General features: G+C 72.0%; 24 protein-coding genes and 1 riboswitch. Of the genes, 14 read left to right on the top strand and 10 right to left on the bottom strand.

Features of this window, described 5'->3' with window-relative positions; translation table 11 throughout:
- Positions 1–11: 11 nt before the first annotated feature.
- Complete coding sequence (locus ACIBKX_RS38870; RefSeq protein ID WP_363275499.1) at positions 12–578, bottom strand: Repetin; 567 nt, start codon at positions 576–578, stop codon at positions 12–14.
- Between the two features lie 159 nt (positions 579–737).
- Positions 738–1,376, bottom strand: a complete 639-nt coding sequence (locus ACIBKX_RS38865) for a Repetin (protein WP_363275498.1) — start codon at positions 1,374–1,376, stop codon at positions 738–740.
- Between the two features lie 332 nt (positions 1,377–1,708).
- Here ACIBKX_RS38865 and ACIBKX_RS38860 point away from each other — a divergent pair, with 332 nt between their 5' ends.
- Entirely contained in the window at positions 1,709–2,497 is a 789-nt protein-coding gene (locus ACIBKX_RS38860; protein WP_363275535.1) for a carbon-nitrogen hydrolase family protein, read from the top strand.
- 50 nt (positions 2,498–2,547) lie between these two features.
- On the top strand, positions 2,548–4,242 hold the full coding sequence (locus ACIBKX_RS38855) for an NAD(P)/FAD-dependent oxidoreductase (RefSeq protein WP_363275497.1): 1,695 nt from the start codon (positions 2,548–2,550) through the stop codon (positions 4,240–4,242).
- Positions 4,243–4,335: 93 nt separating this feature from the next.
- On the opposite strand, the gene ACIBKX_RS38850 is transcribed toward ACIBKX_RS38855, so the two are convergent.
- Both ACIBKX_RS38850 and ACIBKX_RS38845 read right to left on the bottom strand, forming a co-directional pair.
- Positions 4,336–5,268: an LLM class F420-dependent oxidoreductase gene (locus ACIBKX_RS38850; RefSeq protein WP_363275496.1), complete on the bottom strand. Its 933-nt coding sequence runs from the start codon at positions 5,266–5,268 to the stop codon at positions 4,336–4,338.
- An 88-nt stretch (positions 5,269–5,356) separates the two neighbouring features.
- Complete coding sequence (locus ACIBKX_RS38845; RefSeq protein ID WP_363275495.1) at positions 5,357–6,061, bottom strand: DUF5995 family protein; 705 nt, start codon at positions 6,059–6,061, stop codon at positions 5,357–5,359.
- 220 nt (positions 6,062–6,281) lie between these two features.
- On the opposite strand from ACIBKX_RS38845, the gene ACIBKX_RS38840 reads away from it, so the two are divergent.
- Positions 6,282–7,412: a glycoside hydrolase family 6 protein gene (locus ACIBKX_RS38840; protein ID WP_363275534.1), complete on the top strand. Its 1,131-nt coding sequence runs from the start codon at positions 6,282–6,284 to the stop codon at positions 7,410–7,412.
- A gap of 7 nt (positions 7,413–7,419) precedes the next feature.
- Here ACIBKX_RS38840 and ACIBKX_RS38835 read toward each other — a convergent pair whose 3' ends face one another.
- Positions 7,420–8,841: a solute carrier family 23 protein gene (locus ACIBKX_RS38835; RefSeq protein WP_363275493.1), complete on the bottom strand. Its 1,422-nt coding sequence runs from the start codon at positions 8,839–8,841 to the stop codon at positions 7,420–7,422.
- 80 nt (positions 8,842–8,921) lie between these two features.
- On the bottom strand, positions 8,922–10,127 hold the full coding sequence (locus tag ACIBKX_RS38830) for an MFS transporter (RefSeq protein ID WP_363275492.1): 1,206 nt from the start codon (positions 10,125–10,127) through the stop codon (positions 8,922–8,924).
- Between the two features lie 111 nt (positions 10,128–10,238).
- Between ACIBKX_RS38830 and ACIBKX_RS38825 the strand changes: the two genes are divergently transcribed.
- Positions 10,239–11,399, top strand: a complete 1,161-nt coding sequence (locus ACIBKX_RS38825; RefSeq protein WP_363275491.1) for an ROK family transcriptional regulator — start codon at positions 10,239–10,241, stop codon at positions 11,397–11,399.
- A 44-nt stretch (positions 11,400–11,443) separates the two neighbouring features.
- Here ACIBKX_RS38825 and ACIBKX_RS38820 read toward each other — a convergent pair whose 3' ends face one another.
- Together ACIBKX_RS38820 and ACIBKX_RS38815 are read right to left on the bottom strand one after the other, a co-directional pair.
- A complete protein-coding gene (locus ACIBKX_RS38820) occupies positions 11,444–12,190 on the bottom strand; it encodes an NAD(P)H-binding protein (RefSeq protein ID WP_363275490.1) in 747 nt (248 codons plus the stop codon).
- A gap of 87 nt (positions 12,191–12,277) precedes the next feature.
- Positions 12,278–13,168 (bottom strand): RNA polymerase sigma-70 factor, encoded by an 891-nt coding sequence (locus ACIBKX_RS38815; protein ID WP_363275489.1) that lies wholly within the window; start codon positions 13,166–13,168, stop codon positions 12,278–12,280.
- 128 nt (positions 13,169–13,296) lie between these two features.
- Positions 13,297–13,427, top strand: a riboswitch (FMN riboswitch).
- A 153-nt stretch (positions 13,428–13,580) separates the two neighbouring features.
- Here ACIBKX_RS38815 and ribD point away from each other — a divergent pair.
- The 10 genes from ribD to ACIBKX_RS38765 all read left to right on the top strand — a co-directional run bounded on the left by ribD (position 13,581) and on the right by ACIBKX_RS38765 (position 22,178).
- Entirely contained in the window at positions 13,581–14,702 is a 1,122-nt protein-coding gene (ribD, locus tag ACIBKX_RS38810; RefSeq protein WP_363275488.1) for a bifunctional diaminohydroxyphosphoribosylaminopyrimidine deaminase/5-amino-6-(5-phosphoribosylamino)uracil reductase RibD, read from the top strand.
- On the top strand, positions 14,703–15,329 hold the full coding sequence (locus ACIBKX_RS38805; protein WP_363275487.1) for a riboflavin synthase: 627 nt from the start codon (positions 14,703–14,705) through the stop codon (positions 15,327–15,329).
- A gap of 56 nt (positions 15,330–15,385) precedes the next feature.
- Positions 15,386–15,973, top strand: a complete 588-nt coding sequence (locus tag ACIBKX_RS38800) for a nicotinamide mononucleotide transporter family protein (RefSeq protein ID WP_363275533.1) — start codon at positions 15,386–15,388, stop codon at positions 15,971–15,973.
- A complete protein-coding gene (locus tag ACIBKX_RS38795; protein WP_363275486.1) occupies positions 15,970–17,268 on the top strand; it encodes a bifunctional 3,4-dihydroxy-2-butanone-4-phosphate synthase/GTP cyclohydrolase II in 1,299 nt (432 codons plus the stop codon). The genes ACIBKX_RS38800 and ACIBKX_RS38795 overlap by 4 nt, the downstream gene beginning before the upstream one ends.
- Before the next feature lie 90 nt (positions 17,269–17,358).
- Positions 17,359–17,844 (top strand): 6,7-dimethyl-8-ribityllumazine synthase, encoded by a 486-nt coding sequence (ribH, locus tag ACIBKX_RS38790; protein WP_160503731.1) that lies wholly within the window; start codon positions 17,359–17,361, stop codon positions 17,842–17,844.
- Positions 17,845–17,879: 35 nt separating this feature from the next.
- Complete coding sequence (locus ACIBKX_RS38785; RefSeq protein ID WP_135330016.1) at positions 17,880–18,152, top strand: phosphoribosyl-ATP diphosphatase; 273 nt, start codon at positions 17,880–17,882, stop codon at positions 18,150–18,152.
- A gap of 60 nt (positions 18,153–18,212) precedes the next feature.
- Positions 18,213–19,061 carry an ATP phosphoribosyltransferase gene (gene hisG, locus ACIBKX_RS38780; RefSeq protein WP_363275485.1) on the top strand — a complete coding sequence of 283 codons (849 nt, stop codon included), beginning with the start codon at positions 18,213–18,215 and terminating at the stop codon, positions 19,059–19,061.
- Between the two features lie 22 nt (positions 19,062–19,083).
- Positions 19,084–19,551, top strand: a complete 468-nt coding sequence (locus ACIBKX_RS38775; RefSeq protein WP_363275484.1) for a PH domain-containing protein — start codon at positions 19,084–19,086, stop codon at positions 19,549–19,551.
- A 198-nt stretch (positions 19,552–19,749) separates the two neighbouring features.
- On the top strand, positions 19,750–21,102 hold the full coding sequence (locus ACIBKX_RS38770; RefSeq protein ID WP_363275482.1) for a hemolysin family protein: 1,353 nt from the start codon (positions 19,750–19,752) through the stop codon (positions 21,100–21,102).
- Positions 21,099–22,178 (top strand): hemolysin family protein, encoded by a 1,080-nt coding sequence (locus ACIBKX_RS38765; RefSeq protein ID WP_363275481.1) that lies wholly within the window; start codon positions 21,099–21,101, stop codon positions 22,176–22,178. Before ACIBKX_RS38770 ends, ACIBKX_RS38765 begins: the two co-directional genes overlap by 4 nt.
- An 18-nt stretch (positions 22,179–22,196) precedes the next feature.
- Here ACIBKX_RS38765 and ACIBKX_RS38760 read toward each other — a convergent pair whose 3' ends face one another.
- Together ACIBKX_RS38760 and ACIBKX_RS38755 are read right to left on the bottom strand one after the other, a co-directional pair.
- Positions 22,197–24,068: an AAA family ATPase gene (locus ACIBKX_RS38760; protein ID WP_363275479.1), complete on the bottom strand. Its 1,872-nt coding sequence runs from the start codon at positions 24,066–24,068 to the stop codon at positions 22,197–22,199.
- 444 nt (positions 24,069–24,512) lie between these two features.
- Positions 24,513–25,172 (bottom strand): hypothetical protein, encoded by a 660-nt coding sequence (locus tag ACIBKX_RS38755; RefSeq protein WP_363275478.1) that lies wholly within the window; start codon positions 25,170–25,172, stop codon positions 24,513–24,515.
- Positions 25,173–25,179 lie beyond the last annotated feature (7 nt).

The following is a 25,179-nucleotide window of genomic DNA, read 5'->3' as shown; positions in this document are numbered from 1 at the left end:
TCCCGCGTCCCTCAGGGGCGCTGGTCCATCGGCTTGACGCGGAAGTCTCCGCTCCCCGGCCGCGTCTTCTCGAACGGGGCCGAGCTGACGCACTTGGGCATGTCGTCCGGCAGGTCGCTCGGCAGGCCGACCATCGCCCAGCTGTAGCCGAAGCCGTCCTGCTTGCCCCGGTCGTGGATCGTCAGGCCGACGCGCTTGCCCACCGACGGCTTCAGGTCGCCGTCCGCCATCGTGACCACCGCCGAGACCGTGGCGACCTTCCCCGCGGTCAGCAGGCAGTCGACCTTCGCCTCGCCGGCGCCGCCCCACTTGAGCTCCTCCATGTAGTGGCTGAACTTGATGGTGCCGCGCGCCTTCCCCGGATCCCTCCTGTCGGCGGCGGCCAGACGGGCGTCGAAGGTGAACGTGATCTCGTCGCCCTTCGGCCGGTCGATCATCGCGGTGCCGGTCAGGGCCGCCTCCCGCACGGGGTGCGGGGAGTCGGAAGCGGTCGAGGCCGCTGCCCCGCCGGTGAGCAGGAGCAGGGCCACTGCTCCCAGGACGGCGGCACGGGTGGCGGTACGGCGCTTGGGGCTCACGGGAGGTCCTCCGTCTGCGGTGGCTGCGCCCGGTTCCTCCGGGCGGGACCAACACTTCCGTGCGCCCGCGCCCCGCACATCGCACGCGGGGCGGTGACCGCCTCCGTCGCGCGGCGGGGGCGCCGGAGCCGGCGCCCCTCCCTGGGGATGAGCGGGGGATCAGTCCGTCGGGTACGGCACCTTCCACGGCACGACGTCGAAGTCGCCGGTGCCCTGCCTGACCTTCTCGTGCGGGGCCGAGCTGGTGCACTTGGGCAGCTTCTTCGTGCCGTCGGGGCCGCCCACCGCGGCCCAGCTGTAGCCCACGCGGTCGATCTTGCCCTGGTCGTGGACCGAGAAGCCGACGCGGCCGCCCTTGATGTCCTTCAGGTTGGTGTCGGTGATGATGCCGGTCGCCGTGGCCACCTTGCCGCCCGTCATCAGGCAGTCGATACGGCCCTTCGCCCAGCCGCCCTTGCCGCCCGGCTTGTCCAGGTGCACGAAGCGGAACGTGCCGGTGGCCTTCGACGGGTCGGCGTTGTGCTTCGCCGCCAGATGCGCGTCGAAGGTGAACGTCACGTCCTCCGTCGTCTTGCGGTACATCTTCGCGCTGCCGGTGAGCGCGGCGGCCTCCCGCTGCCCGGTGTGCGGGGCGGGCTGCTGCCGGGCCTGCGCCCGGCTGTCCGCCGACCGCCGCGGCCCGTCGTCGTCCGACGCGACGGCCGCGCCCGCCGCGCCCGCGGTGATCAGCAGGGCGGTGCCCACCGCGAGGACACGGGTGCGGACGGTGGGGCTTTCGGTGCTGGCGTTGCGGCTCACGAGGGGCCTCCTGGTACGTGCCGTTCACCCGGTCCTTCCGGGCGAGATCACGGTCTCGCGGCAGGGGGTGCCGGCACGTCCGGCCACGGGCGGCAATCCGCCTCCGCCGCGCGGCGGGGAAGCCCCCGGGCACCCGTGCACCCGGCGGTGGACACCGCTACGACCCCGGCCGCACACCGTCGCGCAACGAATCGCCGCCCCCGGCCCCGCACACGCAACGGATCGTGCGACGGCCCGCAACGGTCGCGCCTTGTCCGGGCACAGCCGCCGACCGTACCGTCTAACAGTCCCCACCAGCCCCTTCGTACGCCCCGAGGTCAGCCATGCCCCCGCTGCGCACCGCCCTGCTCCAGAGCTCGGGCCGTCCCGGTTCCGTCGCCGCCAATCTCAAGGCGCTCGACGAGGCCGCCGCCCGTGCCGCCCAGGCGGGCGCGGGGCTCCTCGTGGCCCCCGAGATGCACCTCACCGGGTACGCCATCGGCGACGACGTCGCCCGGCTGGCCGAACCCGCCGACGGCGCCTGTGCCGCCGCGATCGCCGAGACCGCCGTACGCCACGGTGTCGCCGTCGCCTACGGCTACCCGGAGCGCGACGGCGAGCAGGTGTACAACGCCGTCCAGCTGATCGGCCCCGACGGCGCGCGCCTCGCGAACTACCGCAAGACCCACCTCTTCGGCTGCTTCGAGCGGGACTCCTTCACGCCCGGCGAGCAGACCGTCGTCCAGGCCGAGCTCGGCGGACTGCGGATCGGCCTGCTCATCTGCTACGACGTGGAGTTCCCGGAGAACGTCCGGGCGCACGCCCTCGCGGGCACCGACCTGCTGCTCGTGCCCACGGCCCAGATGCACCCCTTCCAGTTCGTCGCCGAGTCCGTCGTGCCGGTGCGGGCCTTCGAGAACCAGATGTACGTCGCCTACGTCAACCGGGTCGGCCAGGAAGGGGAGTTCGAGTTCGTCGGGCTCTCCACGCTCGCCGGTCCCGACGGCGTCGCGCGCGCCCGCGCCGGGCGCTCCGAGGAGCTGGTGTTCGCCGACGCGGACCCCGCCTTCCTCGCCGCGTCGCGCGAGGCCAACCCCTACCTGCGAGACCGCCGCCCCGAGCTGTACGCGTCGCTGGTCTGAGCCCCCACCGCCCCTGTAGTTATGCCGTTCCCGCAAGGAGTCCGTACCCCATGACGTCCACGGTGCCCAATGCCGTCCAGCACACCGACGCGCAGCCGCCGATCACCATGTTCGGTCCCGACTTCCCTTACGCGTACGACGACTTCCTCGCGCACCCGGCAGGGCTCGGCCAGATACCCGCGACCGAGCACGGCACCGAGGTGGCCGTCATCGGCGGTGGTCTGTCCGGCATCATCGCGGCCTACGAGCTGATGAAGATGGGCCTCAAGCCCGTCGTGTACGAGGCCGACCAGATCGGCGGCCGGCTGCGCACCGTCGGCTTCGAGGGCTGCGACGACTCGCTCACCGCCGAGATGGGCGCCATGCGCTTCCCGCCGTCCTCCACGGCGCTGCAGCACTACATCGACCTGGTGGGCCTCAAGACCCAGCCGTTCCCCAACCCGCTCGCGGAGTCGACGCCTTCGACGGTCGTCGACCTCAAGGGCGAGTCCCACTACGCGACGTCCGTCGACGACCTTCCGCAGGTCTACCGCGACGTGATGAACGCGTGGAACGCCTGCCTGGAGGAGGGCGCGGACTTCACCGACATGAACCGCGCGCTGCGCGAGCGCGACGTACCGAAGATCCGTGAGATCTGGTCGAAGCTCGTCGAGAAGCTCGACAACCAGACCTTCTACGGCTTCCTCTGCGAGTCCGAGGCCTTCAAGTCCTTCCGGCACCGTGAGATCTTCGGCCAGGTCGGCTTCGGCACCGGCGGCTGGGACACCGACTTCCCGAACTCCATCCTGGAGATCCTGCGCGTCGTCTACACCGAGGCCGACGACCACCACCGCGGCATCGTCGGCGGCAGCCAGCAGCTGCCCCTGCGGCTGTGGGACCGCGAGCCGCAGAAGATCGTGCACTGGGCCCCCGGTACGTCCCTGGGCTCGCTGCACGAGGGCGGCAAGCCCAAGCCCGCCGTGACGCGCCTCGACCGCACCGCGGGCAACCGCGTCACCGTCACCGACGCCTCTGGCGACATCCGCACCTACCCCGCGGCGATCTTCACCGCCCAGTCCTGGATGCTGCTCTCGAAGATCGCCTGCGACGACACGCTCTTCCCCATCGACCACTGGACGGCGATGGAGCGGACCCACTACATGGAGTCGAGCAAGCTGTTCGTTCCTGTCGACCGGCCGTTCTGGCTGGACAAGGACGAGGAGACCGGTCGGGACGTCATGTCGATGACGCTGACCGACCGGATGACGCGCGGGACGTACCTGCTCGACGACGGCCCGGACAAGCCCGCCACCATCTGCCTCTCGTACACCTGGTGCGACGACAGCCTCAAGTGGCTGCCGCTGTCGGCGAACGAGCGCATGGAGGTCATGCTCAAGTCGCTCGGCGAGATCTACCCGAAGGTCGACATCAGGAAGCACATCATCGGCAACCCGGTGACCGTGTCCTGGGAGAACGAGCCCTACTTCATGGGCGCGTTCAAGGCGAACCTGCCGGGGCACTACCGCTACCAGCGGCGCCTGTTCACCCACTTCATGCAGGACCGTCTCCCCGAGGACAAGCGGGGGATCTTCCTCGCCGGGGACGACATCTCCTGGACGGCGGGCTGGGCCGAGGGCGCCGTGACGACCGCGCTGAACGCGGTCTGGGGCGTCATGAACCACCTGGGCGGGGCCACGGACGGGACGAATCCCGGGCCTGGGGACGTGTACGACGAGATTGCTCCCGTCGAGCTGCCCGAGGACTGATCCGTGGCGCCGTTACGGTTGGGGCGCGTGGGAGTCTGCCGGCCTGCTGTGGCTGGTCGCGCAGTTCCCCGCGCCCCTTTCAGGGGCGCTGCCCTAGACCCCTGCTGCGCGCGCCGCCGCGTACACCTCCGCCGCCACGTCCTTCAGCTCCTCCCCGTCCCGCGCGCTGCCCTGCAGCTCCAGGAGGATCTCCTCCACCGCGCCGACCGCCGCGTGTGCCGCCAGGTCCTCAACGATCTGGGCCACGTTCCCGTGGAAGGGGGAGCGGTCCTCGCCCTCGTACGCCTTTGCCGTGTACCGGGTGTTGACGCGCAGGACGCTCTGGATCGGCTCCGTGCGGCCGTGCTCGGCGGCGGCGTCCTTGACCTGCTGCCACTGCTCGGCCAGGCCCTCCGCGCCCATGCCGATCGGCATCCAGCCGTCCGCGCGCTCGACGAGCCTGCGCAGCGCGCGCGGGCTGTTGGCCGGAAGCAGGATCGGGATGGGGTGGGCCGGCTTCGGGCCGACCACGGACGGGGCGATCCTGGTCAGCTCTCCCTCGTAGGACACCGGGTCCGGGCCCCACACCGCGCGGCAGACGTCGATGGTCTCGTCGAGGACCTTGCCGCGCTTCTTGAAGGGGGCGACGCTCGCCGCCGCGTACTCGTCGAGGGACCAGCCCGTGCCCAGGCCCGCGACGACCCGGCCGCCGCTCGCCGCGTCCAGCGAGGCCAGCGAGCGCGCCAGCTGGAACGGCACGTGCAGCGGGGCCACCAGGACGCTGGTGCCGAGCCGGGCCCGCTCCGTGGCGGCCGCGGCCAGCGTCAGCGTGACCAGCGGGTCGGGCACCGAGCGGTACGTGTCGGGCCAGGGGAGGCCCTCGATGCCGTAGAGACCCTGGGTGGCGGGCTCGGGGAACAGGACGCGTTCGTACACCCACAGGCTCTCGTACCCGATCTCCTCTGCGGCTCGGGCGACGGCCGGGACGTCACGCCCCATGTCGTACTGCCGGCCCTGCGGGAGGCTCAGTCCGAGTCGAGTGGCCATGCTGGTGCTCCTTCGCATCCGGGGTCCCTCGCTTCAACGTACAACTGTCGTCCGGGAGTTCCGGGGCGGCGGGCCATGACTGGCCGGATCAGTCCGGCAACGGAGTGAGCAGCATGCGGCCCACCAGACCCGCCGCGCCGTCGAGCCGCGCCCGGAACTCCTCGGCGACGGACGGCAGCCCGCGCAGCGCCCACAGCGCACGCGCCGCCGCCCACGCCCCGTCGCGGGCCCGCTCCAGGCTCCAGGAACCCACCAGATGCGTCAGCGGATCGGCGATCTGGAAGAGATCGGGACCCGGCATCAGCTCCTCGCGGATCCGCTCCTCCAGCGAGACGAGGATGTCGCCCACACGGTCGAACTCGTCCTCGATGTCGGCCGGTTCGCAGCCGAGCGTACGACTGGTGTCCACGACGGCGAGCGGCAGATCGTGCCCGATGTGCGCATTGATGCCCGCGAGCGCGAACTGCAGCGGACGTACGCCGGGGTGGCGGCGGAACTGGAGCAGGGGCCGCCAGCACGCGGGCGCCCCGCGGTGGCCCGCCGCCGTGTCGACGGCCCGCAGATAGTGCTCGGCGAACAGCACGTCCAGCGTGATCGCCGCCCCGGAGTCGGTGAACCGGCCGTCGTCGAGGTGCCGGTCGACCTCTTCGGTGACCGAGAGGTAGACCTGGTTGAAGACGCCGACGCCGTCGCCGGACGGCAGCTCCGCGCCGAGCGCGCGCATTCGCGCCAGCACCCCGTCAACCCCCCGCGCCGGGCCTGTGAACTCCGCGAACCGCTCCAACTGCGCCATGGTGGCAGGGTCCCAGCCATAGGCTGGCCCGAGTGTCACCGCACCGGAGGCTTCCCCAGAACGGGGGAACGGCGTCCGTGTGTGCCCCTGGGGAGGGGAGCTGTACACCGTGTCCGGGGGGACACGGAGGAGGGGGAGGAGCAGCACCGTGTCAGGCAACCGTGCGCGACATCGCGCCGAACGAAGGGCCGAGCGCAGGCGCGCCGCCCGCCATGGGGTGATGGTCGCGGCGGCTTCCGTGGTGGCCGCCGTCGGCACCGTCGCGGGCATGGTGTCCGCGCTCGACGAGGGGCGCGGCAAGGCGCAGGCGCGCCCCGAGGTGACCGGGTCGCCGACCCTGGAGCCGCTGCCCGCCGTCCCGACGCCGTCCGTGTCGACGTCCGAGGCGGAGCCGTCCCCGGCCAAGTCCTCCGCCAAGCCGAAGCCGAAACCGAAGCCGGACCCGAAGTCATCGTCGAAGCGGCCGAAGCCGAGCAGCGCCGCCCCTGAGGCCAACTCCCTCTACCGGTACGGCGATTCACAGGTGCTCGACTGGGTCAGGGCCAACCGGAGCGACCCCCGCCGCCCGCTCATCGAGTCGAGGATCGCCGACCGGCCCGCCGCCGTCTGGTTCGCCGACTACACGCCGCAGACCGTCACTTCGCGGGTGCGGGCCGTGACGTCGGGGGCCGGGAGCCGGGTGCCCGTCGTCGTGCCGTACGCGATACCGGACCGCGACTGCGGGGGCGCCTCGGAGGGCGGGGCGCCGGACCTGGGGGCGTACGACGCGTGGATCCAGAAGTTCGCCGCGGGCCTCGGCTCCGGCGAGGTCATCGTGATCCTGGAACCGGACGCGATCGCGCTCTCCGAATGCCTCTCGGCGGGCGAACGGGCCGACCGGTACGCCTCACTGGCCCGCGCGGGCCGCACCCTCAAGGCCGCCAACCCCAAGGCCCGCGTCTACTACGACGCCGGGCACTCGGGCTGGAACGCGGCGACGAAGCAGGCCGGACGGCTGCGCGCGGCGGGCGCCGCATCGGCCGCGTCGTCCGACGGCATCTTCACCAACGTCTCGAACTTCCACCGCACCGCCGACGAGGCCGCCTACGCCCGCCGGGTGCTCTCCGCGCTCGGCGGCCCGGCGGGCCTGGGTGCCGTCATCGACACCAGCCGCAACGGCAACGGCGCCCCCGCCGACGGCGAATGGTGCGACCCCGCCGGTCGCAAGCTCGGGCAGAGCCCGACGCTGCGCACCGGCGAGGCCCGCATCGACGCCTATCTGTGGATCAAGCTGCCGGGCGAGTCCGACGGCTGCAAGGGCGAGCCGGGGACGTTCACGCCCGGGTACGCCTATGACCTGGCGCGCGGCTGAGGCACGCCTACGACCTGGCGCGCGGCTGAGCGCCGTCGGCGCCGCCCTCTTCCCGCTCTTCGTCGTCGTACGTGGAAGTGCCCGAATCGAGCAACGGCTCCTGCGTCTTGAGGTGTGGCGGCGCGAACGCGCGCAGCACGTGGTAGCCGGTGATGACGACGATCGTGCCGAGCGCGATGCCGCTCAGCTCGAAGTTGTCGGTGATCTTCAGGGAGACGCCGCCGACGCCGATGATGATGCCCGCGGCGGCCGGGACCAGGTTCAGCGGATTGCGCAGATCGACCTTGGCGTTGATCCAGATCTGGGCGCCGAGCAGGCCGATCATGCCGTACAGGATGACGGTGATGCCGCCGAGGACGCCGCCGGGGATCGCCGCGACGACCGCGCCGAACTTGGGGCAGAGGCCGAAGAGCAGCGCGAAGCAGGCCGCAGCCCAGTACGCGGCCGTCGAGTAGACGCGGGTCGCGGCCATCACGCCGATGTTCTCGGAGTACGTCGTGTTGGGCGGGCCGCCGACCGCCGTGGAGAGCATGGACGCGGCGCCGTCGGCGGAGATCGCGGTGCCGAGCTTGTCGTCCAGGGAGTCGCCGGTCATCTCGCCGACCGCCTTGACGTGGCCAGCGTTCTCGGCGACCAGAGCGATCACGACGGGCAGCGCGACCAGGATCGCGGACCACTCGAAGCTGGGGGCGTGGAAGGTCGGCAGGCCGATCCAGTCCGCGTTGCCGACGGCCGAGAGGTCCAGGCGCCAGTGGTCGACGACCTTGCCCGAGCCGTCCGCCGAGTGGATCTTGCCGAAGACCAGGTCAAGGGCCCAGGACAGGGCGTACCCGAAGATCAGGCCCAGGAAGATCGCCACGCGTGACCAGAATCCGCGCAGGCACACCACGGCCAAACCGGTGAACAGCATCACGCAGAGCGCCGTCCACTGGTCCTGCGGCCAGTACGTGGAGGCGGTGACCGGCGCCAGGTTGAAGCCGATCAGCATGACGACGGCGCCGGTGACGATCGGCGGCATCGCGGCGTGGATGATCCGCGCCCCGAACTTCTGGACGGCCAGGCCCACCAGGAACAGCGCGGCGCCGACCACGAAGACCGCGCCGGTGACGGTCGCGGACGAGCCGCCCTGTGCCCGGATGACCGCGGCCACGCCCACGAAGGAGAGCGAACAGCCCAGGTAGCTGGGGACCCGGCCGCGCGTGGCGAGCAGGAAGATGACGGTCGCGACGCCCGACATCATGATCGCCAGGTTGGGGTCGAGGCCCATCAGGACGGGCGCCACGAAGGACGCGCCGAACATGGCCACCACGTGCTGGGCGCCGAGCCCGAAGGTCCGTGGCCAGGAGAGCCGCTCGTCGGGTCGGACGACGGCTCCGGGCGCCGGGGTGCGCCCGTCGCCGTGCAGTCTCCAGCGCACGCCGAGATCCATGGTTCTGTTCCGCCTTCTTGTGCGCCCGACCTGTTGTCAAGACCTGAATGAGTCAGCGCAATGTTAATCCGGCGTAAGGATCACGGTTTCCCGGCCGGCGTGTCCGCGGGCGCGGCCGGGGTCGCCTCGCGGCCGTCCGTGCGCAGCACGCCCGCGAACACCGCGAGCCCGCACGCGAGGACCGTGACCAGGCCGAAGGAGACGACCAGGCTCGTCACGTCGGCGAGCGTGCCGATCGCCGACGGGGCGATCAGACCCGATGTGTACGTGATGGTCGCGACGCCCGCGATGGCCTGGCTGGGGTTCGGGCCGCTGCGCCCGGCCGCGGCGAAGGCGAGCGGCACCACGACCGCGATGCCGAGCCCCATCAGCGCGAAGCCGCACATGGCCATCGCCGGATGCGGCGCCGCCACGACCAGCACGCCGCCGAGCGCGGCGCCCACCCCGCCCACGCGCACCGTCCGCACCGCCCCGAACCGGTCCACCACCGCGTCGCCCGCGAGCCGCGCGATCGCCATGGTGAGCGTGAAGCCGGTGGTGCAGGCCGCGGCGAGCCCGGCCGAGCTGCCGAGGACGTCCCGCAGATAGACCGCCGACCAGTCCAGGCTCGCGCCCTCCGCGAAGACCGCGCAGAAGCCGACCGCGCCGATCAGGAGCGCCGACTTGGGCGGCAGCGAGAAGCGCGGGGGCGCCTCCTCCTCGGGCGCCGCCTGCAGATCGAGCACGCCCTGGCAGGCGATCAGGCCGATCACGGTGAGCGTCACGGCGGCGAGCGCGTGGTGCAGCCGGGCGTCCGAGCCGAGGTGGGCGGCGACCGTGCCCGCCGCGGAGCCGATCAGGGCGCCGACGCTCCACATGCCGTGCAGACCCGACATGATCGACTTCTTCATCCGGGTCTCGACCTCGACGCCCAGGGCGTTCATCGCGACGTCCGACATGCCCGCCGTGGCGCCGTACACGAACAGGGCCAGACAGAGCGTGAGCAGGTTCGGCGCGAGCGAGGGCAGGATCAGCGCCATCGTCCACAGGGCGAGCAGACCGCGCAGCGCCGTGCGGGCGCCGAAGCGGTGGCTGACCCAGCCGGCCAGTGGCATGGCCACGGAGGCGCCGATCGCGGGGAAGGCCAGGGCGAGGCCGAGGAGGCCCGCGCTGAGGTCGGCGTGATCCTGGATCCAGGGGACACGGGTCGCGAAGGAGCCCGTGACGGCGCCGTGCACACAGAAGACGGCGGCCACGGCGTACCGTGCCCGCTTCAACTGGCGCATGTCGTAGACCACTTCAGCCATTGATGCTCCGCCCCTCCCAGGGTGCTGCCCCGCTCCTGCCGTCCCACACGGCGACGTAAACTATCAGGAACCCTGCCTGATAAATAGAAGCCTTATGGAAGGATCCCCGGCATGCCCGCATCACCGAGCACCGCCCGGGCCATCAACGACCGGCTCGCCCTGGGGCTCCTGCAGCGCGAAGGGCCGCTGACGGCCAACCAGTTGAAGGAACTGACCGGCCTGTCCCGGCCGTCCGTCGCCGATCTCGTCGAGCGGCTCCAGGGCTCCGGGCTGATCGCCGTGGTGGGGGAGGCGGGCGCGCGGCGCCGGGGCCCCAACGCCCGGCTCTACGGGATCGTCGCCGACCGGGCGCACCTCGCCGCCCTCGACGTACGCACCGGCGGGCTCTCCGTGGTGGTCACCGACCTGCTGGGCGCCGTGCTCGCCGAGGACTCGCTGCCCATCGGCGGCGACACCGGCACCGAGCCCGCCGTCGAGCAGGCCGTCGCCCTCGTCGAGCGGACCGCGCTCGCGGGCGGCGCCAAGCGGCTGCACACCGTCGGCATCGGCGCGCCCGGCCTGATCGACCCCGCCTCCGGCGAACTGCGCGACACCACCTCGCTGCCCGCCTGGCACCGGCGCCTGGCCGGAGCCCTCCAGGAGCGGCTGCCGGCCCGCGTCCTCGTGGAGAACGAGACCAACCTCGCCGCCCGCGCCGAACAGCGCGAGGGCGCCGCGCGCGACCGCGACACCTTCGTCCTGCTCTGGCTCGGCGAGGGCGTCGGCGCCGCCGTCGTCCTGGACGGGACGCTGCGCCGCGGCGCCTCCGGAGGCACCGGCGAGATCGGCTTCCTGCCGGTGCCCGGCACCTCCTCGCTGCCGTCCGCCACCGGCTGCGACGGCGGCTTCCACTCGCTGGCCTGCGCGGCGGCGCTGCGCCGACTCGGCGCCGACCACGGGCTCCTGGAGCCGGGCGCGAGCGCCGCCGACGTACTGCGCCGCGCCGTCGACACCGGCCACGGCGGCTATCTCGACGCCGCCGCCGACCGCATCGCCGTCGGCGCCGCCGCGATGGCCGCGATCCTCGACCCCGGCTGCGTCGTCCTCGGCGGCGAACTGGGCCGCGCCGGCGGCGGCGCGCTCGCTGCCCGTGTCATGGACCGCGTCACCGCGATGTCCCCGCTGCACACGGAGGTCAGGGCGAGCACCCTCGGCGGCTCGGCGGTGCTGCGGGGCGCGCTGCTCGCGGCCAGGGAGTCGGCGCAGGAGGAGCTGTTCGGCCCCGCACGCTGAGACATCGGAGCCGGCACGGGGCGATCACCACCCCGACCGGCCGGTCACCCGCGTCCGCCGGACCGTCCCGCCAGGAACTCCTCGAACGTGCCCTTCCCCACGGCCTGTTCCGGCGCCAGATGGCCGCCCGCTCGCGCTGCCCGGTACGTCTTGCCCGCGAGCCGCAGCGGCACCAGCGGACGCCGCTTGCCGCTCGCCCGCAGATAGGCGCGGGCCAGCTCGGCGAACGTACGCACCTCGGGACCGCCCATGTCCGCGACCCGCCCGGCAGGCGGCGCCACCGCCAACTCGGCCAGGCGCTCGGCCACTTCACCGACCTCGATCGGCTGATCGCTGATGCCCGAGAGCACCGGCATCACCGGGAACCTCGCCGAACTCCGCAGGATGTTCAGGACCAGATCGTGGAACTGCGTGGTCCGCAGCACCGTCCAGCCGAGCCCCGACTCCTCGACCAGCCGCTCCACGGCGAGCTTCGCCTTGTAGTAGGCGAGCGGCACCCGGTCCACGCCCACGATCGAGATGTAGACGAGATGCGCGACCTGAGCCCGCCGCGCCGCCTCGATCAGATGCCCCGCGGCCTGCTCGTCGCCCCCGCGCGGCGTGCTCGCGCAGTGCACCACCACGTCCGCGCCCGCCATCGCCGTGTCCAGACCCGTGCCCTCGCGCAGATCGACGGGGTACTCCTGGGAACCACGGCTCAGGACGCGTACGTCATGGCCCTGCGCCCGCAGTCGTTCGACCACCGGGCGGCCGAGGGTTCCCGTGCCGCCGGTCACCAGAATCGTGGTCATCGCAAGGCTCCTTCGCTGTCCGGGACGCCGCCGCGGCGTCCGTCACCAGCTGAGAACCGGACAGCGGCCGGGAATGTGACACCGCCGTCAGGAAGCCCCGAGCTGCCCGGCCACAAAGCCCAGCTTGTCCGGGTTGACCACCACCCGCACGACACTGACCCGGCCGTCGCGGAACTCGAACGCCGCGGCGCCCACCACGGCCCCGTCGAGCCGCGCGACGACCGCCGGGGCGCCGTTGACCTCGGCGTACGAGAGATCCATCGCGTACGCGAACTTCCGCATCCCGCCCACCAGGAAGCGCAGCACCTTCTCGCGCCCCACGATCGGCCTGCGCGCGGCGGTGACCTTGCCGCCGCCGTCGCCCCACCACGTCACATCCGCCGCGAGCACCTTCTCCAGGCCCGCCAGATCACCCTCGCGGGCCGCCGCGATGAACGACGCGACGAACTCCTCGCGCCGCTCGGCCGCCGCCTCGAACCGCGCCCGCTCCCCGGCCACGGACCGAGCCGCCCTGCGGTACAGCTGACGGCAGTTGGCCTCGCCGATGTCGAGCACACCGGCGATCTCCCGGTGGCTGTACGCGAACGCCTCCCGCAGCACGAACACCGCCCGCTCCACCGGAGTGAGCCGCTCCAGGAGGATGAGCAGCGCCATCGACACCGCGTCCCGCTGCTCCGCCGACTCCAGGGGGCCGAGCGCGCCGCCCGACGTGATCACCGGCTCCGGGAGCCAGGGGCCCACGTACTCCTCGCGCCGCGCCCGCGCCGACGTCAGCCGGTTCAGACAGAGGTTGGTGACGACCTTGGCCAGCCAGGCCGCGGGCTGCCCGATGTCCGCGCGGCGCGCGCCGCTCCAGCGCAGATACGCGTCCTGGACGGCGTCCTCCGCCTCCTGGGCGGAGCCGAGCATGCGGTAGGCGAGGGAGAACATGCGCGGCCGATGGGCCTCGAACTCGTCGGCAAGTGCTGCGGTCGTCACGCGCTCAGCGTGCCAAAGGGCGCGTCACCACCGGTCACGGGGGTACGACGGACTGTTGTGAGCCAGCCCACAGGGGTTCGCCCGTATGGGCGTCGATCAGGCGTGGCAGACTGGTCCCGTACCAAAAGCAGCGCACTCCGGGGTCGGTGTAATTCCGAACCGGCGGTTATAGTCCGCGACCCGATCGCCTCCAGCGACCGGTTGACCAGGTGAAATTCCTGGACCGACGGTGAAAGTCCGGATGGGAGGCAGTGCGCGGCGGGCGGGCATTCGTGCACGTCGTCGTAGTGGCTTGCTCTTGGGTTTCCCGGATTTCCGGGGGCTTCAAGGGAGAGGTCTCGATCCGTCGGCGTACCCGGTGTCGCAGTCCGTACATTCTGTCGTCATCGACAGGCCCCGGAGTCCGTGCCCCATGAGGCAGGAGGACCCGGTGGCCGCCACCGCAGCCGCAGCGAACGAGCATGAGCGTGCAGCCATGCGCCGCGCCATCACGCTGGCCGCGCGCGGACTCGGCTCCACCAGCCCCAACCCGGTCGTCGGCTGCGTCATCATCGACGCCTCCGGAGAGACCGTCGGCGAGGGCTACCACCAGCGCGCGGGTGGCCCGCACGCCGAGGTGCACGCCCTGCGGGCGGCCGGAGAGCGGGCCCGCGGCGCCACCGCCCTGGTCACCCTCGAACCCTGCAACCACACCGGACGCACCGGCCCCTGCGCCCAGGCGCTCATCGACGCCGGCATCGCCCGCGTCGTCTACGCGGTCGGCGACCCGACCCCCACCGCGACCGGCGGCGCACAGCGGCTGGGTACGGCCGGGGTCGAGGTGGAGTCGGGCCTCCTGGAGGACGAGGCAGCGGCCGGGAACGCCGCCTGGCTGACCTCCGTACGGCTCGGCCGTCCGCACGTCACCTGGAAGTACGCCGCGACGTTCGACGGCCGCATCGCCGCCGCCGACGGCACCAGCCGCTGGATCACCTCCGCCGAGTCCCGCGCCGACGTCCACCGGCTGCGCGCCGAGTGCGACGCGGTCGTGGTCGGCTCCGGCACCCAGCGCTCCGACGACCCGCACCTCGCCGTGCGCGGCATCGAAGGCGCCGTCCAGCCGCTGCGCGTCGTCGTCGACACGAACGGCACCGCCGTCACCCCGGGCGCCCGCGTCCTGGACGACGCGGCACCCACCCTGATCGCCGTCGCCGACGACACCACACCTGCGTACGAAGCGGACGACACGGTCCGACTCCCCCGCGCGGAGGGCGGGTTGGACATTCCGACCCTCCTCGCCGAGCTCCACGCGCGCGGGGTGCGCTCCGTCCTCCTCGAAGGCGGGCCGACGCTCGCCGGGGCCTTCGTCGCCGCCGGAGCCGTCGACCGCGTCGTCGCCTATCTCGCCCCCGCCCTGCTCGGCGCGGGCCCCGCCGCCCTGACCGGCGGCGGAATCACGACCATCACCGAAGCGTTGCGCCTCGACATGAGCGAGACCGTCCCCATGGGTCCCGACCTGCGCATCACCGCCACCCTTGCAGCGAAGGAGCACTGAGTGTTCACCGGAATCGTCGAAGAGCTGGGCGAGATCACCGCCGTCGAGAAGCTGGCCGACGCCTCGCGCTTCCGCCTCCGCGGCCCCGTCGTCACCGACGGCGCGAAGCACGGTGACTCCATCGCGGTCAACGGCGTCTGTCTGACGGTCGTGGAGCACGAGGGCGACGAGTTCACCGCCGACGTGATGGCGGAGACGCTGAACCGCTCCAGCCTCGGGGCGCTCGCGGTCGGCTCGCGGGTCAACCTGGAGCGGCCGACGGCCGTGGGCGACCGCCTCGGCGGGCACATCGTGCAGGGACACGTTGACGCTGTCGGCACCGTCGTCGAGCGCAAGCCCTCCGAGAACTGGGAGATCGTCAAGGTCTCGCTCCCCGCGGACCTCTCCCGCTACGTGGTGGAGAAGGGCTCGATCACGGTGGACGGCGTCAGCCTGACCGTCGTCGACGCCGGGCCCGACTACTTCACGATCAGCCTCATCCCCACCACCCTCGCGCTGACCACGCTCGGCATCAAGCAGCCCGGCGACCCGGTCAACCTCGAGGTGGACGTCATCGCGAAGTACGTCGAGCGGATGCTCGGCGACCGCGTCACCGCCCGCTCTTCCGCCCAGGAGGCCACACAGTGAACTGGCTCAACTCCGAAGCCTTCACGGCCTTCGGGCAGCACGTCATCTGGTCCGACATGGTCGGCAACACCATCGGCCTGATCGCCCTCGCGCTCGGCTGGCGGCGCTCCATATGGACCTGGCCCGCCCAGTTCCTGTCCGGCCTCATCCTCGTCGCCGCGTACGCCTCCGCGCAGCTCTCCGGCGGCGTCGGCAAGCAGCTCCTCGTCATCGCCGTGGCCCTGTGGGGCTGGCGGCAGTGGACGCAGGGCAGGCAGCAGGCGCAGGACGGCTCCATCGCCATCCGGTTCGCCACCTGGAAGGAGCGCGGGGTGCTCGTCGGCGGCACGGCGGTCGGCACGGTCGCCGTCGGCGCCCTGTTCTCCGCCGTACCGGACCTGTCCTGGAACCCGTGGCCGGACGCCTACATCTTCGTCGGCACGCTCGCCGCGATGGTCGCCCAGGCCCGTGGTCTCGTCGAGTTCTGGTTCGCCTGGCTGCTCGTCGACGTGGTCGGCGTGCCGCTCGCGTTCAGCAGCGGCCTCGCCTTCTCCGGCCTCGTGTACGTCATCTACCTCGCCCTCGTCCTGTGGGGCATGCGCGACTGGTGGCTGCGGTCGCGCACCGCGACCTCGCAGCCCGTCATGGAAGGAGCCCCGGCATGAGCGCGGCACCTGTTTGGTACAGCACCGGTCACGAGGAAGACGCACCGGACCTGGCCCTCGACCCGGTGGAGGCGGCCATCCGCGACATCGCCGCCGGGCGGCCCGTCGTGGTCGTCGACGACGAGGACCGCGAGAACGAGGGCGACCTCGTCATCGCCGCGGAGAAGGCGACCCCCGAGATCGTCGCCTTCATGATGAGCGAGTGCCGCGGCCTGATCTGCGCCCCCATGGAGGGCGAGGAGCTGGACCGCCTGCGGCTCCCGCAGATGGTCGAGAACAACACCGAGTCGATGCGGACGGCCTTCACCGTCTCCGTCGACGCGAGCGGCGCGCACGGCGTCACCACCGGCATCTCGGCCGCCGACCGCGCCACCACGCTCCAGATGCTCGCCGCGGGCACCTTCGAGCCCGCCGACTTCGTGCGCCCCGGCCACATCTTCCCGCTGCGCGCCAAGTCCGGCGGTGTCCTGGCCCGCAACGGCCACACGGAGGCCGCCGTCGACCTGGCCCGGCTCGCGGGCCTGCGCCCGGCAGGCGCGATCGTGGAGATCGCCGGCGAGGACGGCACGATGCTCCGCCTCCCGGAGCTGATCCCCTTCGCCCGCAAGCACGGCCTGACGATCATCTCCATCGAGGACCTGATCGCCTACCGCCGCTCCGCCGAGCCGACCGTCCGCCGCGAGGCCGAGGTCCGGCTGCCCACCGCCTTCGGCGACTTCACGGCGTACGGCTACCGCTCCACCGTCGACGGCGTCGAGCACGTCGCCCTCGTCCACGGAGAGATCGGCGACGGCGACGACGTCCTGGTCCGCATCCACTCCGAGTGCCTCACCGGCGACGTCTTCCACTCGCTGCGCTGTGACTGCGGCCCCCAGCTGGACGCGTCCATGCGGCGCGTCACGGAGGAGGGACGCGGCGTGGTGGTCTACCTCCGCGGCCACGAGGGGCGCGGCATCGGCCTGGTCTCCAAGCTCCGCGCGTACGAACTCCAGGAGCGCGGCAGCGACACCCTGGACGCCAACCTGGAACTCGGCCTGCCCGCCGACGCCAGGGACTACGGAGCGGGCGCCCGGATCCTCGACGACCTCGGCGTGCGCAGCCTGCGCCTGATGACGAACAACCCCGACAAGACCGACGCGGTCGTCCGGCACGGCCTGAAGGTCACCGCACGCGAGCCCATGGCGGTCCAGGCGGGCGAGCACAACCTCCGCTACCTGCGCACCAAGCGGGACCGGATGGGGCACGACCTGCCCTGGCTCGACACCCCCGAGGTGTCGGCCTGCGGCAACCAGTAGCCCTGCGGCAACCAAGTAGTCCCATGGCAATCCAGTAAGCACACCGACGACCCCCCTACGACTACGACGTACGAACACAAGGAGAAGCGCGTGAGCGGCAAGGGTGCACCCGAACTGAGCGTGAAGAACTGCGGCGACCTGCGGGTCGCGGTGATCGCCGCCCAGTGGCACGAGAAGGTCATGGACGGCCTCGTCGACGGCGCCCTGCGCGCCCTGCACGAGCTGGGCATCGACGAGCCGACCGTCCTGCGGGTCCCCGGCAGCTTCGAGCTGCCCGTCGTCGCCAAGGTCCTCGCCGGCCGCGGCTACGACGCGATCGTGGCGCTCGGCGTCGTCATCCGCGGCGGCACCCCGCACTTCGAGTACGTGTGCCAGGGCGTCACCCAGGGTCTGACCCAGGTCAGCATCGACACCGGCGTACCCGTCGGCTTCGGCGTGCTGACCTGTGACACCGAGGAGCAGGCCCTGGACCGCGCGGGCATCGAGGGCTCCCGCGAGGACAAGGGGCACGAAGCGGTCACCGCCGCCGTCGCCACCGCGACCACGCTGCGTACGATCTCCGAACCCTGGCGGTGAGCGGGGGCGAGGAGCCGCGTAAAGTAAGCGACATCATGTCCAAGAAGACTTTCGAGGAGCTCTTCGCCGAGCTCCAGCACAAGGCCGCCAACGGCGACCCCGCAACCTCCCGCACCGCCGAGCTGGTCGACAAGGGCGTCCATGCCATCGGCAAGAAGGTCGTCGAGGAGGCCGCCGAAGTCTGGATGGCCGCCGAGCACGAGGGCAAGGAAGCCGCCGCCGAGGAGATCTCGCAGCTCCTGTACCACGTGCAGGTGATGATGGTCGCCCGCGGCATCTCGCTCGACGACGTGTACGCCCACCTCTGAGCCGTACGCCCGGCCGAACCCAACTCCCCTTAACGCCTTAACGCAAAGGAATCCCGCCTCATGCTGCGCATCGCCGTCCCCAACAAGGGTTCACTGTCCGGACCTGCGTCGGCGATGCTCCATGAGGCCGGATACCAGCAGCGCAAGGAGTCCAAGGAGCTCGTCCTCGTCGACCCCGAGAACGAGGTCGAGTTCTTCTACCTGCGCCCCAAGGACATCGCGATCTACGTCGCGACCGGCCGCCTCGACATCGGCATCACCGGCCAGGACCTCCTGGTCGACTCCGGCGCCGACGCCGAGACGATCCTGCCGCTCGGCTTCGCCCGCTCCACCTTCCGGTTCGCCGCGAAGCCGGGCACGGCCGACGACATCAAGGACCTCACGGGCAAGACGGTCGCGACCTCGTACGAGGGCATCGTCGCCAAGCACCTCGCGGACCACGGCGTCACCGCCTCCGTGGTGCACCTGGACGGCGCCGTCGAGACCGCCATCGAGCTGGGCGTCGCCCAGGTCATCGCGGACGTCGTGGAGACCGGCACCTCGCTGCGGAACGCGGGCCTGGAGGTCTTCGGCGAGCCGATCATGAAGTCCGAGGCGGTCGTCATCCGGCGCACCGGCGCGGACGGCGACGACCCGAAGGTGCAGCAGTTCCTGCGCCGCCTCCAGGGCGTCCTGGTCGCCAGGTCGTACGTGATGATGGACTACGACTGCCGCGCCGAGCACCTGGAGCGCGCCGTGGCCCTCACGCCGGGCCTGGAGTCGCCGACCATCTCGCCGCTGCACAACGAGGGCTGGGTCGCCGTCCGCTCCATGGTCCCCGCCAAGGAGGCCCAGCGGGTGATGGACGACCTGTACGCCCTCGGCGCGCGGGCCATCCTGACCACGGCCATCCACGCCTGCCGCCTCTGACGACCGGCAGGAGACAGCAGCCGTGACCAATCAGACCGATCACACCGATCGCCCGGATCTTCCCGCTCTGCCCGTCACCTTCCGGCCGGGCAGGACCAGGGCCGTCCTGCTCACCGCGGGCGCCACGATCTTCGTGGTCCTCACGGTGATCGCCCTGCTCATCCCGAACCTCAGCACCGGGGAGCGGACCAGCTTCGTCTTCGTGGGGGCGCTGCTCTTCGGCGTGCTCATGCTGCTGAGCAGGCCCAAGGTGGTGGCCGACGAGACCGGCGTACGCGTCGTCAACATCGCCACCAGCAGGCGGCTCGACTGGGCCGAGATCATCCAGGTGAACCTCCGCCCCGGCGACCCCTGGGTCTTCCTCAACCTCAGCGACGGCACCAGCCTGCCCGTCATGGGCATCCAGCCGGGCATCGCCAAGCAGCGGGCCATCAGCGACGCCCGTGCGCTGCGCGCCCTCGCCGACGCCCGCGCGGCCCTCGGGGACTGACGTCCCGGCCCCGGTCTTGATTAATCTGGTGGCGGGGCACGCCCGGTGTGCCGCCCCGCCCCTGACGGGCCCGCCCGGCCCCCAGGGGCTCCTGCTACCCGAGGAGTGACTCCCTCCGGCGATGGACGGTTCGTCCTGTAGTACGTGCGCCGCCCCCTCCCGACATACCGGGACCGGTCTCACCAGGGAGGCGGCGGCATGACCACCTCCCTGCTGCTTCTCGGGGCGGCATTTCTGCTGATTCTCGCCAACGGCTTCTTCGTGGCCGCCGAGTTCGGGCTCGTCACCGTCGAGCGCCCGGACGCGGAGCAGGCCGCGGCCGACGGCGACCGACGGGCCCGTACGGTCGTCGAATCCCTCAAGGAGCTGTCCTTCCAGCTCTCCGGCACCCAGCTCGGCATCACCATCACCTCGCTGGTGGTGGGCATGCTCGCCGAACCGGCGCTGGCCCAGCTGTTCGCCGGTCCGTTCACCGCGACCGGCCTTCCGGAAGGCGCCGTACCGGGTGTCTCCGTAGTGGTCGGCATGCTGCTCGCGTCCGCCGTGCAGATGGTGATCGGCGAGCTCGTCCCGAAGAACTGGGCCGTCTCCAGGCCGCTGCAGGTCGCCCGCTTCGTGGCGGGCCCGCAGCATGTCTTCGCGCGGCTCTTCCGCCCGGTGATCGCGCTCCTGAACGCCGTGGCCAACCGTCTGGTGCGGCTGTTCGGCGTGGAGCCCGCCGACGAGCTGGCCTCGGCCCGCACCCCCGGCGAACTGGTCTCCCTGGCCAGGCACTCGGCGCAGGCCGGTGCGCTGGAGCAGGACACCGCCGACCTGTTCGTGCGGACCCTCTCGCTGGCGGAGCTGACCGCGCAGCACGTGATGACGCCGCGGGTGAAGGTCGGCGCGCTGCAGACGTCGGCGACCGCCGAGGACGTGGTGAACCTGACCCGGGCCACGGGCCTGTCCCGGTTCCCGGTCTACCGCGAGCGGATCGACGAGATCGTCGGCATGGTGCACCTCAAGGACGCCCTCGCGGTCCCGGCGCACGACCGGCTGCGGACCCCGGTGAGCCGGATCGCCCAGGCGCCGCTCCTGGTCCCGGAGACGCTGCCCGTGCAGCAGCTCCTGGAGCAGCTGCGCAGCGAGCAGCCGATAGCCGTCGTCGTCGACGAGTACGGCGGTACGGCCGGTGTGGTCACCCTGGAGGACATCGTCGAGGAGCTCGTCGGCGAGGTCCGTGATGAGCACGACCTGCACGATCTGCCCGAACTCGCCGCGGCACCGGCCGAGGACGGCCGCCCCGCCTGGGACGCCGACGGCAGCTGCCGGGTCGACACGCTCCAGCGGATAGGGCTCGACGTGCCCGAGGGGCCCTACGAGACGGTCGCCGGGCTCGTCGCCGACCTGCTCGGCCGCATCCCCGCCCCGGGCGACCGGGCCGAACTGCCGGGCTGGCGGCTCGCGGTGCGCCAGGTCGACCACTACCGCGCGGAGCGGGTGCGTCTCGTACGGACCGGTGGTGCCACGGAGGCCGCCGGTGCCCTGACTGTGGCGGAGGCCGCCCGATGAGCGTGCTCCAACTCCTGTTCGCCCTGCTCCTCGTGCTCGCCAACGGCTTCTTCGTGGGGGCCGAGTTCGCGCTCGTCTCCGTGCGGCGCAGCCAGATCGAGCCGCTGGGGACCAAGCGGTCCCGCCAGGTCCTGTACGGCCTCGAGCATCTGCCGCAGATGATGGCGGCCGCCCAGTTCGGCATCACTGTCTGCTCGCTGACGCTCGGCGCGGTCGCCGAGCCGACCGTCGCGCATCTCCTGGAGCCCGTCTTCGCGGCGGCGCACATCCCCGAGGGGATGATCCATCCGCTCGGGTACGCCATCGCGCTCGCCCTGGTGGTCTTCCTCCACCTCGTGATCGGCGAGATGGTCCCGAAGAACCTGGCGATGGCGGCCCCGGAGAAGACCGCGCTCTGGTTCAGCCCCGGCCTCGTCGCCTTCGCCCGGCTGTGCCGGCCGGTCACGGTGGCGCTCGGGGCCTGCGCACGCGTCGTGCTGAAGCTCTTCAGGGTCGAGCCCAAGGACGAGGTCGAGGCGGTCTTCACCAGCGAGCAGCTCAACCGGCTCGTCGGTGACTCCGGCCAGGCCGGGCTGCTCGAGCCCGAGGAGCAGGAGCGCCTGGAGGACGCCCTGGAGCTGGGCTCGCGCCCGGTGACGGACGTCCTGCTCGACCGGGCCTCCCTGGTCACCGTGGGCGCGTCGGTCACGCCGAGCCAGGTCATCGAGCTGACCGGGCGCACCGGCTACTCCCGTTTCCCGGTGTGCGCGGAGAACGGCGCCTTCATGGGCTATCTGCACGTGAAGGACGTACTGGACCTGACCGACGGAGCGGAGACGGACCGCGCCGTTCCGCAGCAGGTCTGGCGCCCGATGACGACGCTGCGGGCCGAACTCCCGCTGGACGACGCGCTGACGGTGATGCGCCGCGCCGCCACGCATCTGGCGCAGGTCGCCGACGCGTCCGGCAAGGTGCTCGGCCTGGTCGCCCTGGAGGACGTCCTGGAACTCCTGGTCGGCGAGGTCCGGGACCCGGCGCACCGGGTCGCGGTGCCCCGCACCCCGCAGGAGACCCGCGGCGGCGCGCTCGTCGGCTGAGCCGGGCCGCGGGCCGCCTCACATCCTCGGTGGATCGTGCGGCCCGCGGCCCGAGAGCACCTCTCCGTACGCCTGCATGAGGTCCGGCAGGCGCAGTGTCGACAAGTCGTCACGGCTGGGCCGGCCGGGGTAGCCCGTCAGACGCAGGTCGCGGTAGGCGCAGCTCTTCTCGTAGAGGGTGCGCAGGAACCTGCCGTTGCCCAGTTCGTCGATCCAGGACTGATCGACGACATGGCCGCTGATGGAGCGCAGCTCGTCGAGCGCCTCCTCGTCCCACACGTCGCCGTTCTCGGCGGCGAGCACCTCGCCGATGGCGGTGAGTTCGAGCGGCCGGTACGAGGGGAAGTCGACCCGCGTCGTGAAGCGTGACGACAGGCCGGGGTTGGCGGCGAGCAGCCGGTCCATGCCCTCCGGGTAGCCGGCCAGGATCACGACGAGGTGGTCGCGGTTGTCCTCGGCGCGCTTGAGCAGGACCTGCAGCGCCTCGTCGCCGTACGCGTCGCCCTTGCCGTAGCCCGAGTTGGACAGCGAGTACGCCTCGTCCACGAAGAGGACGCCGCCGATCGCCGAGTCGATCAGCTCGTTGGCCTTCACCGCCGTCTGGCCCAGATACTCGCCGACCAGGTCAGCGCGCTGCGCCTCCACCAGATGGTCGCCGCCGAGCAGCCCGAGCGCGTAGAAGGCGCGGCCCAGGATGCGGGCCACGGTGGTCTTGCCGGTGCCCGAGGGTCCGGAGAAGACGAAGTGTCGTTTCGGCGGCTGCACGGGCAGTCCCTGTGCCGCCCGCAGCCGCGCCATGTTCAGCTGTGCGGACAGCGCCTTCACCTGACGCTTGACCGGTTCGAGGCCGACCATGCCCTCCAGCTCGGCGATGGCCGCCTCCAGGAGCGCCGGGTCCGTCGGTCCGGGCGGCAGCTGCGGGAGCCCCGGCTGGACCGGGATCACGGCCTTCTCGCGGACCGCGTCGGTCTCTGACGGGCCGCCGGCGGGCGGCAGTTCGGGCTCGGTGACCTTCAGGTCACGGCCCTCCGTGCCGAAGAGCGGATCGACCCCGTCCGGGGCGTCCACCGCGTCCTGCCCGAAGCCGGCCAGGGTGATCGACGCCAGATCGGTGACCTCGTCGTACCCGTCGCCCTCGGCGATCGCCGCGAGCCGTGCCGAGGTGTCCATGAACGCCGGGTCCACCCGGTGCACCGCCCGGTACAGCGGCAGCGCCGCCGCCGAGCGTCCTGTGCCCTCGTGGGCGCGCGCCAGCCAGTAGCGCAGCTCCTTGCGCTGCGGCTGCTCGCTGCGGCAGCGCATCAGGGCGGCGGAGAGCAGCGGCTCCGCCTGCCCGTACATCTCCAGGCGTACGCGGGCCATGCCGCCGAAGAGACCGGCCTCGATGCCCAGCATCGCGTCGTCGATGAGCGAGTCCGTGTGCCGGACCAACTGCTCCCAGTCCTTGACCAGATAGGACCGGCAGGCGTGCAGGAAGCGCACCTGCGGATCGGCGTCCACCGGCGGCAGCCCCGCCAACGCCCGGTCCAGCTCCGGCACATGGCGTCCGTCGAGCCAGTGCGAGGCATGGGCGAGCAGCAGATCGCGCGTGCTCTCCAGGACGGGCTGTACCCACCAGCCCAGCCAGTACCAGGAGTTGAGCGTGCGCCCGTGCCGAGTGCGCTGCTCGCCGAACCGGTCCCGGTGCTGGAACATCCGCAGCAGCGCCGTCGTCGTGTCGATGCGCAGTGCGTGCAGTCCGAGCCAGCCGTCGGCCATCCCCGGATCCATCCGCACCGCGGCCCGGAACTCCTCCTCCGCCTGCGGGTAGGCGCCCATGGTGTAGGCGTCGACGCCCCTGATCCAGGCGAGGTCGGCCGGGGCGGGTGAGCCCTGCGTGCCGAAGTCCATCACGTCCCCCACAAACCGTGCCCCCGTTTGTGTACCGCCAGGCCGGTGCCCGTCGGCAACTTCGCTGAACCGCCGTGCTGCGGACGGGAGTTGTCTCGGTGCGCAGAGCAGCCGTCCGTAGGTCGCACCGAAAGGCATCGTACCTGCGGGGGAGTGCTCGGCCGTAGGGTGCCGCAGCGCGGGATCGATCGGGTGACGTGGCGTCGAGGTGGGCCCCGATGGTCACCGAGGGTGAGCGAATGGCGGCTCGCAGCGCCCGGAACGCGGGCGTGAAGGGCAGAACGAAGCCCCCGATCACGGGGGAACAACCGGGGGCTTCGCGTCTGCGGGCGGCCCCGTAGGACCGCACATTCAGAACGTAAGTCCTGTAAGGGCCCTCGGTCAAGCGGAGTTGGGGCACTCATGGAAACTCTTGGGGACTTGTGGAAGTGGACTTCCGGAGGTTCAGCGCACCGCCGACGGTCCCTCACCGTGCGTGACGGTTTGGCTGTGCGCTGCGGTGTCATCGGGCCCCGGCAGCACCTCATAACCCTCGCGGCACTGTCGTACCAAAGAGTGGGCGAAGGGCCGCGAGGGGTCATCCGCGAAGTGCCGGCGCTCGGCCGGCTCCCACCCGTCCCAGAAGTCACGCTGCTCCGCCCCGTCCCGGCCGCGCCCCCGCGCCCATGCCTCGTCCCGGGGCAGATCCATCCACAGCAGGCACGCGAGGAACGGGCGCACCGCGCGGCGCCCCGCGCCCACCCCCTCGACGAGCACCACGGGCGCCGGCGGCAGCGTCCGGACCTCGGGGCCGAAGCGGTGCGCGTGCCAGTCGTACGGCTCATAGCGCGCCGTCTCGCCGTGCGAGAGCGGCACGAGCACCTGCCGCCGCAGCCGCTCGGTCCAGCCGAACAGCTCCGCGTGGCTCGCGATGTCGTCCAGACGCAGCACCGGGGCGCCGCCCAGCGCATCGGCGAGGCGCCGCGCGAAGGTCGACTTGCCCGAGCCCGCGTGTCCGTCGACGCCGACGAGCCGGACAGGGCCGCAGGAGGGCGGCAGCCGCAGCAGGGCCCCGGCGAGACGGGGCAGCGGTGTGGCAGGTGCGGGTGTGGCGTGTGCGGTCATCACATCC

The sequence above is a fragment of the Streptomyces sp. NPDC050658 genome, from assembly GCF_044457025.1.
Classification (GTDB): domain Bacteria; phylum Actinomycetota; class Actinomycetes; order Streptomycetales; family Streptomycetaceae; genus Streptomyces.
The sequence above is the reverse complement of the archived record's forward strand: the minus strand, read 5'-3'. Positions and strand labels throughout refer to the sequence as shown.

Coding starts and splice junctions, on each gene's coding strand:
- ACIBKX_RS38850 (WP_363275496.1), bottom strand. CDS start 5,268: ATGGCCACTCGACTCGGACTGAGCCTCCCGCAGGGCCGGCAGTACGAC.
- ACIBKX_RS38820 (WP_363275490.1), bottom strand. CDS start 12,190: ATGACCACGATTCTGGTGACCGGCGGCACGGGAACCCTCGGCCGCCCG.
- ACIBKX_RS38825 (WP_363275491.1), top strand. CDS start 10,239: ATGCCCGCATCACCGAGCACCGCCCGGGCCATCAACGACCGGCTCGCC.
- ACIBKX_RS38840 (WP_363275534.1), top strand. CDS start 6,282: ATGGTCGCGGCGGCTTCCGTGGTGGCCGCCGTCGGCACCGTCGCGGGC.
- ACIBKX_RS38855 (WP_363275497.1), top strand. CDS start 2,548: ATGACGTCCACGGTGCCCAATGCCGTCCAGCACACCGACGCGCAGCCG.
- hisG (WP_363275485.1), top strand. CDS start 18,213: ATGCTGCGCATCGCCGTCCCCAACAAGGGTTCACTGTCCGGACCTGCG.
- ACIBKX_RS38800 (WP_363275533.1), top strand. CDS start 15,386: ATGGTCGGCAACACCATCGGCCTGATCGCCCTCGCGCTCGGCTGGCGG.
- ACIBKX_RS38835 (WP_363275493.1), bottom strand. CDS start 8,841: ATGGATCTCGGCGTGCGCTGGAGACTGCACGGCGACGGGCGCACCCCG.
- ACIBKX_RS38785 (WP_135330016.1), top strand. CDS start 17,880: ATGTCCAAGAAGACTTTCGAGGAGCTCTTCGCCGAGCTCCAGCACAAG.
- ACIBKX_RS38755 (WP_363275478.1), bottom strand. CDS start 25,172: ATGACCGCACACGCCACACCCGCACCTGCCACACCGCTGCCCCGTCTC.
- ACIBKX_RS38830 (WP_363275492.1), bottom strand. CDS start 10,127: ATGGCTGAAGTGGTCTACGACATGCGCCAGTTGAAGCGGGCACGGTAC.
- ACIBKX_RS38770 (WP_363275482.1), top strand. CDS start 19,750: ATGACCACCTCCCTGCTGCTTCTCGGGGCGGCATTTCTGCTGATTCTC.
- ribD (WP_363275488.1), top strand. CDS start 13,581: ATGAGGCAGGAGGACCCGGTGGCCGCCACCGCAGCCGCAGCGAACGAG.
- ACIBKX_RS38760 (WP_363275479.1), bottom strand. CDS start 24,068: ATGGACTTCGGCACGCAGGGCTCACCCGCCCCGGCCGACCTCGCCTGG.
- ACIBKX_RS38795 (WP_363275486.1), top strand. CDS start 15,970: ATGAGCGCGGCACCTGTTTGGTACAGCACCGGTCACGAGGAAGACGCA.
- ACIBKX_RS38765 (WP_363275481.1), top strand. CDS start 21,099: ATGAGCGTGCTCCAACTCCTGTTCGCCCTGCTCCTCGTGCTCGCCAAC.
- ACIBKX_RS38845 (WP_363275495.1), bottom strand. CDS start 6,061: ATGGCGCAGTTGGAGCGGTTCGCGGAGTTCACAGGCCCGGCGCGGGGG.